This is a genomic window from Pseudomaricurvus hydrocarbonicus, assembly GCF_011602365.1.
GTDB classification, from domain to species: Bacteria; Pseudomonadota; Gammaproteobacteria; order Pseudomonadales; family Cellvibrionaceae; genus Pseudomaricurvus; species Pseudomaricurvus hydrocarbonicus.
Genome location: NZ_JAAONZ010000016.1, coordinates 12520 through 26959, shown reverse-complemented (window position 1 = coordinate 26959; position 14440 = coordinate 12520). Strand labels below are relative to the sequence as shown.

The window sequence follows — 14440 nt, the reverse complement described above, 5'->3', positions numbered from 1 at the left end:
AGAATAATCAGGCTCGAATATGAACACTAAAGACATTGATCAGTTGCTACTGCTGATTGCTACTCTCGTTGCTTGTTTATTTGGGGGTACAGCGCAGGCCGATGAGATGCAGAACCCGCAACTCACATTCGACATTAAAACATCTTCCAATTATCTGGATGCTGCCTATGTCGATCAATCAACGGGCAAGCCACGGGTGCTGGTCCTTACGGACATGGGCAATGAACCGGATGATCAGATGTCGATGGTGCGGCTGTTGCTCTACGCCAACGAAATTGATATCGAAGGGTTGATTGCCACCACCTCTACCTGGTTGAAAGACCGCACTAATCCGCAAACCATTCACAAGATTATTGCAGGATACGCCCAAGTGCGAGCCAACCTGATGCTGCACGCCGAAGGTTGGCCCGAGGCCTCTTACCTGGCATCGAAGGTGAGTGCGGGCCAGCCGGGCTATGGTTTATCAGCCGTTGCCAGAGGGCAGACTTCAGCCGGGGCGATGGCGATCATCGCGGCGGCTGATCGGCCCGATGACAGACCGCTGTGGATTTCCATCTGGGGTGGGGCAAATACTCTAGCTCAGGCGCTATTGCATATTCGCGAAACCCGCAACGAGGTCGAACTTCAGTCGTTTGTCGCTAAACTACGCGTCTATTCCATTTCCGATCAGGACGATGCCGGTCCCTGGATCCGCACACAATTTCCGCAGCTGTTTTATGTGGTAAAGCCGTCCTCTGCCGACGGTGGCGAATATGTGTATGCCAGCTGGACGGGCATCAGCGGTGATCTTTTTTACCGCAATGGCGCCGGGGCGGATACCTCCTTAATCACCAATGAGTGGTTGCAGGACAACATTCGCTCCAAGGGAAGTTATGGAAAACTGTATCCCTCCTATCTGTTTATTATGGAAGGTGACACGCCGGCTTTTCTTAACCTGTTGGGTAACGGGCTGGAAAGCTATCGCAATCCTGCCTGGGGGGGGTGGGGCGGTCGTTACCTGTTGCGTCAGCCCTATGGTGAGAGTCATGCTATCTGGACTCAGGGCGGGGATTTGTTTTTTCGGGTGACATCTCAGGATCAGGTCAAGGGTATCGATGGCAAACTGCATCTGTCGGATCAGGCGACGATCTGGCGCTGGCGCGAAGCTTTTCAACATGATTTTGCTACCCGTATGGATTGGACTTTGCAAAACTTCGATGCAGCCAATCATCCGCCGCAGATTCAGCTTAACGGTCAACAGAGCTCTAAACCCATGATGATCGAGGCCAAGGTCGGTGACGTGATTACGCTGGATGCTTCAGACAGCATCGACCCTGATGGTCAGCCCTTGAGCTTCACCTGGTTTCATTACCCTGAAGCGGGGTATGTGCAGGGGCAGGGGTTAGCAGAGCTCGCGATACACAACGCGAATCAGCCGCAGGCAACGCTGACCGTGACTCAAGCCTGCCGCGATGCCTGGATTGCGCAATGGGTCTCTTGCCAGGGAGGTGTCGCACACGTAATTCTTGCCGTTACCGATTCCGGAACACCGGCGCTTACCCGCTATCGTAGAGTGATTATTCACGTTACGGCCAAGGACAGGCAGTGATCGCAAGTCATTGATCCACGGCCTGTCAGCACACTACAGCTATACAATAACAAGGTGAATACTTATGAGTTTTAATAATACCAATGAGCGTTCGAAGCTGGCCAAATGGCTGTTGCCATTGCTGTTAGTCGGTAGCGCTGTCCATGCAGAAATCACTTTGAAAGGCGCAATGGCGACGGATCATCCCGGTGCAACTATTTCCCGCCATATCTACGGCCAGTTCAGTGAGCACCTGGGCGCGAGTATCTATGACGGTATCTGGGTCGGGCCTGAGTCTGATATCCCCAATGTTCGTGGCATTCGCAAGGATGTAGTGGCTGCACTCAAAGACATCAAAGTGCCGGTGGTGCGCTGGCCCGGCGGCTGTTTCGCCGATGAATATCACTGGCGTGATGGTATTGGCCCCAGAGACCAGCGCCCGGTGCGCAAAAATAATTGGTGGGGGGGGGGCCTTGAAAGTAATGCCTTTGGTACTCACGAATTTTTTGATTTTGCCCAGATGATCGGTTCCGATGCCTATATTTCCGTCAACGTTGCATCCTCCACACCTACGGAAATGCGTGAGTGGATAGAATATTTGACTTCTGATGATGCCGATACCATTGCCAATCAACGGCGCGCCAACGGACGAGAGGAACCTTTTAAGGTCGATTTTATCGGTATTGGCAATGAAAGCTGGGGTTGCGGAGGTACGATGACGCCGGAGTATTATGCTAACGAATTGCGCCGCTTCTCTGCTTTCTTTCACAAGAATGGTTTTGGTTTTCACGATAATAACGATAACAACGCCCTGCGGGTTGCCTCCGGTGCTAACAATTTGGATACCCAGTGGACCAAAGTTGTCATGACCAACGCAGCCATGGCCATGGATGCTATCTCGCTACACTTCTATACCCTGTTTGAAGGGGACTGGCCAAAGCGTAACGAAGCCAAGGCTACTGGTTTCTCGCTTGATCAATGGCATGAAATTCTGTTTCAGGCCAACCGCATGGAGGAGGTATTGCAAGCTCACATTGAGGTTATGGACCAGCAGGATCCTGAAAAACGTATCGGACTCTATGTTGACGAGTGGGGGACCTGGTATGACGTGGAAGAGGGTACTGAGCCAGGCTTTCTGTATCAGCAAAACACTTTGCGCGATGCGTTGGTTGCGGCCACCACGCTGAATATTTTTCACCGTCACACGGATCGTGTGCGCATGGCGAATATCGCCCAGACGGTCAATGTATTACAGGCCATGCTGCTGACCGATGGCGAAAAAATGGCGAAAACGCCGACCTACTATGTATTCAAAATGTATGTGCCGTTTCAGGATGCCAATTTTATTCCGGTCGATATAAAAGTGCCTATGATTAAACACAAAGGCAAGCGTTATCCCGCCGTGAGTGTTACTGCGGCTACAGGGAAAGACGGAAGAATTCATGTAGGCATTGCCAATCTATCACTGGATCAGAATTACACATTGGAACTTGATCTTGGCAACGTATTGACGGTGACGGAGGGGACGATTCTGACCCATGCCGCATTAGACGCACACAATATACCCGGCGAGCAGGAACAGATTATGCCTCATGTTTTTGACGCGGCCTCAGTTGTCGGCGAGCACTTAAAGGCAAGTGTGCCGTCGAAATCCGTGGTGGTTTTGACGCTGCAGTAACGAGTGCTTGTTTTAGCGTAAGTGATTCCAGAAAAACGAAAGAGGCGGCAACCATGGCAATGGATAGAAGACGATTTTTGACGACGGTGGGTGCTATCGCGAGCGCGACAGCGAGCTCCCATCTGCTGGCGGATAAGGTGCCCAGTGCTTCTGTACCCGTCTGGTCCGGCACGAAAAAATCAAGCGGTCAAACCAGTGCTATTCGTTGGCTATCAACGTCCAGGACAAGACCATGGACTGCGCTGCATCACGCCGAGCTGGGCCCGAATGACAGCTCAGATCTCTTCAGTTACGATCTGCAAATTCAGCTGAACGACCCCAAACAGACCATGGTGGGTTTTGGCGGTGCGTTCAGTGAAAAAGGTTGGCAGGGTATTTCCAGCTTACCCCATGATATGCAACAGGAAATCCTCCGTGCGATTTTCTCGCCCGACACGGGGGCGAATTTTAATATTGCCAGAACGCCGATGGGAGCCAGTGATTTTGCCCTGGGCTGGTACAGCTATGACGAAACTCCCGGGGATTTTTTACTGGAAAATTTCAGTATTGAAAACGATCGAACGAGCTTGATTCCCTACATTCGGTCGGCGATGCAATATCAGCCTGATCTTAAAATATGGGCCTCTCCCTGGAGCCCTCCAACATGGATGAAAACCAATCGACACTATGCAATGGCACCTGCTTGGCCAGGGCAACCTTCGAACGGTATTCAACCTGATCAGCTTGGCAGCGAGGGTAACGATTATTTTATTCAGGAAAAAACCTACTTTGAAGCCTATGCACGTTATTTCCGCCGATATGTCGAGGAATATCAAAAAGCCGGAATTCCATTGTGTGCCGTAATGCCACAAAACGAATTCAACTCGGCGCAACCGTTTCCCAGTTGCTGCTGGACGCCTGAGGGCCTGGCTCGATTTATCCCTTATCTGGGCGCAGAGATGGATAAGGTCAATGTCGACGTGTTGCTGGGCACACTGGAGCGTGATAACCCCTATTTAGTGGATCAAATTTTGGCGGTTCCGCAAGCAGAGCGGGTGATTAAGGGGGTCGGCGTGCAATGGGCGGGCAGGGGAGCGCTACCCTTTATCGCCAAGCGACACCCCAAGTTGGCCATCTGGGGTACCGAGCATGAATGTGGCACGGGGGCTAATGACTGGCACTATACTCACTACGCGTGGGATATGATCAAAACGTATCTCCAGCATGGCGCCAGCGCCTATCACTACTGGAATATCGCGCTTACCACCGATCCATTCAGCACTTGGGGCTGGCCGCAGAATTCACTGGTGACCATTGATCCTGAGGCTCGCAGCTACCAGTTTAATCACGAATATTATTTGATGAAGCATTTCAGCCAGTTCATCAGCCGAGGAGCCAGATTTTTGCCGGCCACCAGCTTTTTGGGGTTTGAAAATCAGTTGGCCTTTCAAAATCCGGACAAGTCGATAGTTCTGGTTATACAAAATGAGATGGCCGAAGTATTACCGGTCAGAGTAAAAATAGGCGACAAAATCCTTCGTGCAGATTTACCTGCTGATACTTTCAATACCCTGCACGTTCCTGCGCGGCTTATGCCTTCTGCCTTAACTTGATATTGCCAGTGCTCGTCAGCTTCTACTGTAATTTATGATCGAGGTGACTGGTGCGGTTGCATGCGGAGCTGAAAGTTTTTTAAGACGTAAACCCAAATAAATCAATATGTTACAAGGGTTTGCACAGGTTTTAGGGCAAATTTCGTAATTCACCCTACTTGGCGATTTACGTGTTAAAAAATAGCAATAACCCGCCCCCCATTACCAGTAGTGTCTACTACTGGTAATGGGGGGCGGGGCTTGATATAGTCCTCAAATCCATTACTTTTGGGGTTCTAAGCAATGTCAGACACGAAGAAATTCCCTGGGATTCCACTCTTTGATTCCGCCCTACACTTTACTCGTCTCAGTAAACATCAACAGTTTTCATCTGTAAGCCCCGACGTTGAGGCTTTTGTCACTGACCTGGCTATCACAAATGCCCTGGATGATTATCGCCATACCAAAGCGTTTCTCACCAGTTATAGCCGAAAAAGTACAGAGACATACGATAAATTCCGTGGAGATGCAGAGCGTTTACTGCTTTGGGCTTGGTTAATTCAAAAGAAATCAGTCGCTGAGCTGAGACGTCAGGATCTGGAAGACTTCATTGATTTTGTCATGAAGCCACCTGCTGACTGGGTAGCTGAAACCACACATCGACGCTTTTTGGACAAAGACGGATTAAGACTACCTAATCCACTCTGGCGCCCATTTCGTAAAATTGCCAGCGGGTCCGGCCGACTTAATAACAAAAGCCTCCAGGGCCTTTATTCAAATTTAAGCGTTTACTTCCAGTATTTGATGGAGGAAGACTACGCATTGGGTAATCCAGTTTCTGTCGTTAAGAAAAACTGCAAGTATTTAATTGATAATGCGGCTATAAAAAAGCCCAAACGGCTGTCCGAGTTACAATGGCAAACACTGCTGGACACGTCAGAGCGCTTGGCTATTTCAGATCCAATTCATGAGCGCACGCTGTTTATTATTGCTTCCTTGAAATCACTGAAATTGCGGATATCTGAATTATCGAATCGAGAACGTTGGACCCCTGTTATGAATCACTTCTGGAGGGATCATGAAGGTAATTGGTGGTTTAAGGCATTTGGAAAAGGCAATAAAGAGCGCGATGTCTCGATTTCCAGCGATTATCTGAACTACCTGGAGCGTTACCGACAGGCCTTGGGTTTACTGGGTCTCCCCTCCCCTGATGATGATTCATTGTTGATTCCCGCCTTAAACGGGAGATCGGGGTTACGATCACGACAGATTCGGAATCTGGTCGAAATTGCTTTTTCTGTAGCAGTAAATCAGTTAACTGAAGAAGGCTTTCTAGAAGATGCTCGAGAGTTAAAAGCTGCCACCACTCACTGGCTAAGGCACACAGGTGCTTCCATGGAAGTCGCAGCGAATAGACCTCTGCAACATGTTCAAGCGGATCTTGGGCATGGCAGCATTCGTACGACTGATGAACTGTATGTTGATTCCGATAATCGAGAGAGAGCGTTAACCGCGTCGAAACATAAAATCTGAGAATATATCCGATATAACAATATATCGGATATATTAAATTTTTTGAAGAGGATTATGAGCCTGCCCTGACCAACACCTCTTCCCTCAAAACTTCATCATGAGCAATCAGCTGAGCAATATTTTTAGCATCATCCAATCCGGAGTGATGCCGCCCTTGGGATTTAAGGCCTGACAACTGTACAGCTCGATCTAATCCAACTCTATGACCACGTTTTCTGGCAAAGAGTTGTTTAATATTCAGATACTGGAGAGACCCTAATGGATTTTACAGATGCTTAAGATTAGTTTCTGTCGTGAATTGTCGTTGATCAAACTTACCCCAGTTTCCCTAGGTAGAGATCTTTTTCAATGTGCAGCCCTATTTCCCTGTACTTAAGACATCTGCTGACGCCTTGAGGTAAGCGTGCACAAGCAAGCGTGATTCCTCGCGAAATCTTTGCAGTAGCCTGCTATCTGAATGAATTTGGCCAAAGCTGCTACGCGATAACCCTGCCAAAGCAGATAGCAAGGTGAAAGCTACTCTTGCAGGATCGCTAAACGATGCGTCGGAAGCACTTTCTAATACCCTAACTACTACGCTCTCTAGTCGCTTGTAAATTCCGGTGGACAGCTTCGCCTGATTGATGGTGCCTGCGACTCTATAAAGTACAGCTGTTGCTTCAGGATTTGACATCTTTACCCCAACATAGGTGTCGACGAGCTGATCTGCCCGCTCGCAGAGTGGCAGTCTGGGAACGGAGGTGTTAATGCGCTCAAAGCCTCAGCCAGTCGTTCGAAGTGGTTCAGCAAAACTGCATAGAGCAGTGCCTCTTTATTAGGAAAGTATTGATAAAGAGTGCCAACAGAGACACCTGCACGTTCGGCAACCCGCGTTGTTGTAAGGCTAGTCAGCTCATCTGCCAGCAAAACCTGAATAGTTGCTGTGTGGATGGCGTCTACAGTGACTCTTGATCGCGTCTGGGCGGGCTCTTTTCTAGGGTTTAGCCGTTGTGGAACAGATGTTTTCAATATGCGAATTCCAAACTGATTGATTCTTCAGTACATTTGGTTCATGTAGTTTTGGTCAAATTACGCTCTATTGACATAAATATCAAGGTTAAGCCCTCAGCCTGACGGGTCAGATCACTTAAGCATCAAGTGGAGAAAATTACGTATGAATGAATATAACAAACCTATATTTAAAATAGGTATAGCCCGCAAAGCGTTTCTGGGCGCAATCATCGGTGCAGCAGTCATGGCGGCAGGAGTTGTTGCCCAAGTGAATTCGCCGTCCCCACGCGTTCTTACATTCAGTGATCATCAGCCGTCTGACCGGATGCGTACGCGGTTTCTCAAAGATGTTCTTTTCCCTGCGATTGAGAGGGAATCAAGTGGGAGGCTGAAGATAGATGCACACTGGAACGGCGAAATCGCGGCGGCCTATGATGCATTAAATGCAGTCAGTAACGGAGTTACTGATATGGCGACGACGGTGCCTGAATACACAGCCAAAGAACTGCCACTGCACCAAATATTCAAGAGCTTTCCGGTCGGACCAACTGCAAACAGCCAAATCAACTTTTTTCATCGGGTGTATAACGAGATACCGGCCTTCACTGCGGAGCTGAAGCAAAACAATATCGTTCCGATATTCTTTGGGACCGGATACCCAGTCGCGTTCTATAGCGCTTCGCCACTAGATCATCTTGATGGTATCGCCGGTGCAAAATGGCGTTCTGCAAGTTTTTGGCATCTGGATTTCCTAAAGAATGTGGGCGCGACACCCGTCACCATGCACTGGGGGCCCGAAATCTACGAAGCCATGAAAGCAAAGACTCTTGATGGCCTCATGGTGAACGTGGATAGTGGCTATTTTCTTAATGTACATGATGTTGCGCCAAATATACTGGTTTCGAAAGCTTTGTGGTTGGGGCATATCTATCCTTTGACGATGAATGACGATGTGTGGGATAGCCTAACCCAAGAAGACAAGGACGCCATTCATCGCGCTGTTGAAATATCCTCCCAATCTCTTGGGGCTGTGATGGATGATAGTTTTGAGGCCCAGATTGATGCATTAAGACGTGCAGGTGCCAAAGTTCGGATACTCAATTCTGATGAAATTGAACATTTGAAAGAAGCAACAAAATATGAAGAGGTGCAAGCTAAGTGGGTGGAAACTCAAGAAAGTAACGGAAATCCCAACGCTGGTAATGTGCTTGTTAAAGTAAAGTCGATCATGAGTGAAATCATGAACTGATGCGGTTTGGAAGTGAGCTTCTCTGACGAGACTCAGTCTTGAACCATCATGCGCATACCCTCACTACACACTCGGATAGAGCGTAAAGAGATTTTCACCAGCATGGAGCGAATCAGTTGATCTGGTGGAATTTATGCTCTATCAACAGACGTATATAGATGTGGTCAAAGGCTGGTGCGATATAAAAATTCAGTATCGACGAGCTGACGAACCTTGCGGATGGGATGTGAGCCTGGAATACAAGATTCCAGGCTCACATAGATAAAAAATCTCTGGTTAATTTAGTCAACACGCATTACCGACGTATGATATTAAATATGGTTACTATCGCACTTTCGTTTTTTTCATCAGCAAGCCAACTATGATGAGCCGAACCATTTGGAATGGTTGACAGACTCCCCTGCTCGCCAATAATAAGCTGCGATAAAATATTCAAGTGCGACAATTGAAATCGCTGCTGACAAGGATTTATCTCCAAATGGGGATTCATAAACATCATTTAAGATGCCAACGAGTACAAGGCCAATTCCCAATCCCATCAAGTTAGTGAAAAAATAGACAATTGATGCCGCCTGAGCTATTTGGTGCGATTGCACTGCCGTTTGGATCATTGCCAGTGCAGGTCCCATATTCATTTGAAATAACATGAATCCTATCCCGTATCCGATAATCGATGCGGTCAAAGAGGTTGACCATAAAGCAAGTAGCTCTTGTTCAATCCCTGTGAGACTCGTGCAGAAGATCGTTAACGTTGTATGCCATTGTGGTTGTACATAGAGTTGAGGCTCACCTGTAATTTAAAACCCCTTCTGACCTAAAACCCCCAGCTACGTCACAGATTTCAATAATTTCCATCTCGGAGCCTGGGATTGATAAGTTCTCAATGTCCATTTATGTCTCTCTTCTGACCGATTGAAGCATGGACTGATTCTGACGCCCCCTTGAGAATAGTCAATCGTATATAACTCTCTAAAACAATACTTATTACATTTACGCCAAAGGCGCTTTTATGACTTTTAAATCATTGTGTCTGGGAATGTCTCTGTTGGCAGCAGCGACATCCACAACCCATGCCGAGATCCAGTATAACGAAGAATCCATCAAAGCCGGCAAGCAGCTATTCGCCATGAATTGCACTTCCTGTCACGGTAACGACGGCAAAGCCACAGTGAACTTTGTCGCGGATGCAACTAATTTAACGGCTCCTGCCCAGTGGCGTGGTGGAAATACTCGGCAGCATATTTTTGATGCCATTAAAGGTGGCCAGGCGGTAGATATGCCAGCGTATGAGTGGATTCTGAGTGGTGATGAAGACATCTGGCACCTCACCAATTTTGTACTGAGCCTGTGGCCCGAAGAGGCGCGTCAAAAGGCACTGGCAGAACACGAATCCCAGTAGACCCCATAGTAACGCCCCGAAGCGATAATCAGATTGCAAGACCCGGAGAATATAGAATGAGCGATGATAATAAAAAGTCCCCCAATGACAGCCTGTCACGGCGCAAATTTATGGCGTCAGCGGCCTTCGGCACTGGCGCCCTCGCTGTCGGTGGCATGGCCAAAGCCGATACCTCCCTGGCGGACAAATGCGGAGTGGACATCCCTTCCGTAATGATTTCCCCAGATTTTAAAACCTCACTGGCCACGCCAGCGGTAACATCGTCATTTAGTAACAAAGACGGTATGACGGGCGCTGAAGTATTTGCACGTGCCTGTAAAGAAGAAGAGCTGGCCGCACTGTTTTGCTGCCCGGGTAATTACGACGTGGTTCATGCTCTCGCGGCCGAGGGAATCCCCTCTTATGGCGGCCGCAACGAGGGGCAAATGTGCCATGCCGCAGATGGTTTTCACCGTGCAACGGGAGAGGTAGCTGCCTGCTCCGGCACCGAAGGTCCGGGGTTTACCTCGATGATCATGGGAATTGGTACTGCTAATGCCGCGCGCACTCCCCTACTGGTTCTAGCCAGTAACATGACTATCGCCGGCGAAGATCGCGAGCAGATGATTCAAAACGTCTATCAACAGCCCACCACTGAGGGTATGAAAAAGTACGGCAAGCGAATCATCACGCCCAATCGTGTTCACGAGTACGCAGGCTATGCCTTCCGTCAGTTAAAATCCGGCGTACCCGGCCCCGTACACCTGGACTTTCCCTCTGAAGTTTCTCGGGCGAAGTTTACCGATCCGACCCAACTGACAGACTATTACAACCGAGACCATTATCGCACAGAATCCCGTGCATCAGTATCCAGTGACGAGATCAAAACCGTTATCAAGATGATTGGTCAGGCCGAACGCCCGCTGATTATTGCCGGCCAAGGTGTTTTTCAGCGCAAAGGATGGGAAGCTCTGATGAGTGTGGTTGAACGTAACGATATTGCAGTTGCTCAGTCAGGGCCGGTTAACGGACATTTTCCAGATGATCACAGGCTGTCTGCTGCTACCGCAACCGGTGCTACATTAAGTGCTGACCTGGTTATATTCATCGGCCAATATTGTATGCCGAGCCCCAATGAGTATGCGGTAAGCCCTGGCGTTAAAATGATAAGAGTTCACCCAGAGCAGGAAGACATTGGCCGCAACTGGCCTGTGGATTACGGTATCGTCAGTGATGAAGCTCTGTTTTTGGAAGCACTTGCCAATAAAATTCCCAGAAAAAAACGCAGTAAATGGGTTAATGAGCTGGAAGGGGCACGGAAAAAATTCAGCGAAGGCGTTGATCGCGGTTACCAGCTCGCTCAAAAATACAGCCAAAAGACCGGGCATTTACACCCGGCGGCGGTCGCTATGGAATTGGAAAACTTTTTCTTTCGTGGAGACATTGATCCCAAGCAAACCTGTCACACAATGGGCGGTTTTACCATTGGCCGAGCTTTAGCTCGCAATGCTGTTAGCCTGCGTCCAGCTCAATCTTTTTGCGTGCCCTATCAGTACGGCGCCATCGGTGCAGACATAGGCATGGCGTTTGGTATCGGTGTTGCGGTACAGCGCGGCATCGGGCCTCAAGCCGCCTACAAGGGTGCTCCTATCCTGTGTGCAACCAGTGACGCAGCAGCAGCTTACGGTCTGTTTGAGATGGATACCGCCAACCAATACAAGGTGCCAATGATTGTGGTGATCTATAACAACAACGCCTGGGGCACCTGGGGGCAGGCTTATCGCAAACCACAGGCTACGCACATTCACTTGTTCCAGGAAAATCTGCGTTACGATAAAATGGCAGAAGGTTTGGGTGTACACGGTGAATATGTGAAGTCACCCAAAGAATTACAGGCCGCACTGGCCCGCGCTTACAAACTCGCCAGTACTGAAGGAGCATCCAGCGTAATTAACTGTCAGGGGCTGAAAGAGTTCAGCAGTGCCAGCAAGTTCCCGCACCCCAGTCTGGCATGGCCAGTGGAACCCGGCCGCGGCGCCGTAGCTCACTGATTCTTGTTCGCCTAAACAAACATCACGAGTCACAACATGGCTTCAACAGTAAAAAAAACAAACCCTGACATCACAGCCTGCACAGATCTTCTTGCAGGCTATGCCACCAAGGGTTTTTTTAACGGATTTTCGGTTGAGAAAGAGACGCTTAAACAAGCTCGCTATCAACTGCATTGGCATTTTAATCGCCTGTATCAGGTAGACATCAACCTTATGACTGGCAAGATTCAGATGCCAGTGGTCTTTCCCAATGTGAAATCGCGATCAAGGATGGACAAAGACTTTCGCGCGTTTATTGCTGAACGCTGTTCACCCGTTCAGCTGGAACATCGTCGTTTCAACCGCGAACAAATTAAAGTTGTTAATCGCAGCAGCAACCTGTCTCTGGAGATGGTTTTAACTGAAAAATTAAGCGCGCAAACTATGATGCGGTTTATCGGGCTGATTCATGAGGTGTTCAAGATTTTTCTGAAAAACGGTCAACACGATACCTACGTCTCCGAGCAATACCAGATCGACGCGGACTCCTTCTGGTAATCCTATCGTTCGCAGTTTTCTATATTTTCTCTCTTATCAATAAAAGTATTTCTAAATCTAAAAAAAAGGCCTCGCAAAGAGGCCTGTGGAACATCAGGGGCAAGATTTCCCCTCAAGAGAGCACCAAAATTGTATAGTTATCAGCCTTAATAGTTGGGTAGCCGTTCAAACACTTTCACGGGTGGCATGGCATCGGGGTCTACCAGTATATCAATCACTACAGATTGATCTGAAGACATCGCAAGGGCTAAAGCTGCGGCAATGTACTCAGCCCGTTCCACACGAATACCTTTAAGACCGCAGGCTTCCGCAATCGCTGCGTGGTCTACCGGTTCGAATTCACACACGTTACTGTGACGCCCCAGACCGGAATCTTCTGCGTGTTTTTGATACCCCAAAATGGCGTTATTCATCACGATGACCACCACTTGGATGCCGTGTCGTTTGGCGGTTTCCAGCTCCGACCAAACATGGGCAAAACCTCCGTCACCCACCACACACACTACCGGTCGATCCGGGTTGCCCAATTTTGCCCCCAATCCCATCGGGAACCCCCACCCCAAACCTGCTTGACCACGCGGGGTGATGAAACGGCGGTTAGCTTTAGCGGTCAAGTAGTTAGCGATCCAAATCGAAGAGAAACTGGCATCGGCCACCACGATGTGATTATTTGACAATTGTTGTTCCAGCTCTGCCATGACCCGTTCCGGACGGATCGGGTTGATGATTGCCTGGGTCACTTCGATAATTTCTGTTTGGTGCGCGGCTTTGGACGCAGCAATGATGGACTCAACCTGTTCACGGGCCGCTTGGCGTATGCTTAAATCCTGCCCCGCCAAAATCTCGTTTAAGGCCTGCAGCGTTAATTTAGCATCACCCTGCAAGCGTAAGGATTCATAGTTACGACCAATCTCGATGGGATCAATGTCGATGTGAATGTAGGTGGCGTTTTTGGGCAACAGCGTCCAGGAATCCGTTCCATTTTGATTAGTGCGATTACCGATCAGTAAAATTACATCTGCATCCTGTACCAACGGCTTGGCAAACTTTGTCATACCGCGAGTCGCCATGTAGTAACCAATAATGCCGATGGATAAGGGATGTGTCTCATCCACACTACCCTTTCCCATGGTGCTGGTGGCCACCGGAAGATGAGCCAGTTCTTGCAACTCACGTAACGCTTGCTGCGCCTGTGAACCCATAACACCACCACCGGCATACACTATCGGCGCCTTTGCATTGGCTAAAAGTTCAGCGGCTGCAACCAGTTTGGCGGGATCTGCCTGAGTTCGATCCAATGGATAATACCCCAAACACGCTTTGCGAGGTGCCACCGGTTTTTCATCTCGCTCTGCCAGCAGTTCCATGGATACTAACAGCACCGCCGGGCCCGGCCGACCACCTGCAGCGGCGGCAAACGCCATATCCACATAATCTTCGATCCGATCGGCAGAGGTAACACGTTTTGTCCATTTGGATACCCCCTTAAACAATTCGACCTGATCCAGCTCCTGGAATGCGTTTCGATCCTGGTTATTGGGACCAACGTCCTGCACCAGAGCCACAATTGGCGTCGATGCCGATAAGCATTCCGCCAGTCCCGCTACCAGCAAGGTAGCCGCAGGACCGTTTTGCGCAGTCACCACCGGAACTTTTCCTGTTACTCGCGCGTAGGCATCGGCCATATAGGTACCCGCGTTCTCTTGACGGTAACCAATTTGCGAGATACCAATATCATCTGCCGCCAGGGTTATCGCCGGAGGATTGCTCTGACCAAAAAGATACTCTACACCGTGACGTTTTAATGAAGCCGCGAAACGCTGTGGCGGTTTCATCAATTGCAAGGCATTCAACAACTCTTCATTCATTATTTTTATCTCATCATA

General features: G+C 49.0%; 12 protein-coding genes. 8 read left to right on the top strand and 4 right to left on the bottom strand.

Annotated elements, in window-relative coordinates; genetic code table 11:
• Positions 1–19 precede the first annotated feature (19 nt).
• The 4 genes from G8770_RS17450 (at position 20) to G8770_RS17435 (ending at position 6349) form a co-directional block, all read left to right on the top strand.
• A complete protein-coding gene (locus G8770_RS17450; protein ID WP_208022336.1) occupies positions 20–1588 on the top strand; it encodes a nucleoside hydrolase-like domain-containing protein in 1569 nt (522 codons plus the stop codon).
• A gap of 64 nt (positions 1589–1652) precedes the next feature.
• On the top strand, positions 1653–3245 hold the full coding sequence (locus tag G8770_RS17445; protein ID WP_167189841.1) for an alpha-N-arabinofuranosidase: 1593 nt from the start codon (positions 1653–1655) through the stop codon (positions 3243–3245).
• Between the two features lie 53 nt (positions 3246–3298).
• Positions 3299–4837 carry a glycoside hydrolase family 30 protein gene (locus G8770_RS17440; protein WP_208022335.1) on the top strand — a complete coding sequence of 513 codons (1539 nt, stop codon included), beginning with the start codon at positions 3299–3301 and terminating at the stop codon, positions 4835–4837.
• A 282-nt stretch (positions 4838–5119) separates the two neighbouring features.
• On the top strand, positions 5120–6349 hold the full coding sequence (locus G8770_RS17435) for a tyrosine-type recombinase/integrase (RefSeq protein ID WP_167189839.1): 1230 nt from the start codon (positions 5120–5122) through the stop codon (positions 6347–6349).
• Positions 6350–6707: 358 nt separating this feature from the next.
• On the opposite strand, the gene G8770_RS24720 is transcribed toward G8770_RS17435, so the two are convergent.
• Both G8770_RS24720 and G8770_RS24715 read right to left on the bottom strand, forming a co-directional pair.
• Positions 6708–7076, bottom strand: a complete 369-nt coding sequence (locus tag G8770_RS24720) for a hypothetical protein (protein ID WP_208022351.1) — start codon at positions 7074–7076, stop codon at positions 6708–6710.
• The gene (locus G8770_RS24715; RefSeq protein ID WP_425050732.1) at positions 7025–7255 is read right to left on the bottom strand and encodes a TetR/AcrR family transcriptional regulator; all 231 of its coding nucleotides are present in this window, start codon (positions 7253–7255) and stop codon (positions 7025–7027) included. Before G8770_RS24715 ends, G8770_RS24720 begins: the two co-directional genes overlap by 52 nt.
• Positions 7256–7502: 247 nt before the next feature.
• Here G8770_RS24715 and dctP point away from each other — a divergent pair, with 247 nt between their 5' ends.
• The gene (gene dctP, locus G8770_RS17420) at positions 7503–8588 is read left to right on the top strand and encodes a TRAP transporter substrate-binding protein DctP (protein WP_167189833.1); all 1086 of its coding nucleotides are present in this window, start codon (positions 7503–7505) and stop codon (positions 8586–8588) included.
• Between the two features lie 359 nt (positions 8589–8947).
• Here dctP and G8770_RS17415 read toward each other — a convergent pair whose 3' ends face one another.
• Positions 8948–9235, bottom strand: coding sequence for a hypothetical protein (locus G8770_RS17415; RefSeq protein ID WP_167189830.1), 288 nt, complete (start codon positions 9233–9235; stop codon positions 8948–8950).
• 362 nt (positions 9236–9597) lie between these two features.
• On the opposite strand from G8770_RS17415, the gene G8770_RS17410 reads away from it, so the two are divergent.
• The 3 genes from G8770_RS17410 to G8770_RS17400 are packed head-to-tail and all read left to right on the top strand — an operon-like array spanning position 9598 to position 12554.
• Positions 9598–9987 (top strand): c-type cytochrome, encoded by a 390-nt coding sequence (locus tag G8770_RS17410; protein WP_167189827.1) that lies wholly within the window; start codon positions 9598–9600, stop codon positions 9985–9987.
• Positions 9988–10043: 56 nt separating this feature from the next.
• The gene (locus tag G8770_RS17405) at positions 10044–12017 is read left to right on the top strand and encodes a thiamine pyrophosphate-binding protein (RefSeq protein ID WP_167189825.1); all 1974 of its coding nucleotides are present in this window, start codon (positions 10044–10046) and stop codon (positions 12015–12017) included.
• A gap of 36 nt (positions 12018–12053) precedes the next feature.
• Positions 12054–12554, top strand: coding sequence for a hypothetical protein (locus tag G8770_RS17400; protein WP_167189822.1), 501 nt, complete (start codon positions 12054–12056; stop codon positions 12552–12554).
• Between the two features lie 146 nt (positions 12555–12700).
• Here G8770_RS17400 and G8770_RS17395 read toward each other — a convergent pair whose 3' ends face one another.
• Complete coding sequence (locus G8770_RS17395; protein ID WP_208022334.1) at positions 12701–14422, bottom strand: acetolactate synthase catalytic subunit; 1722 nt, start codon at positions 14420–14422, stop codon at positions 12701–12703.
• Positions 14423–14440: the final 18 nt, after the last annotated feature.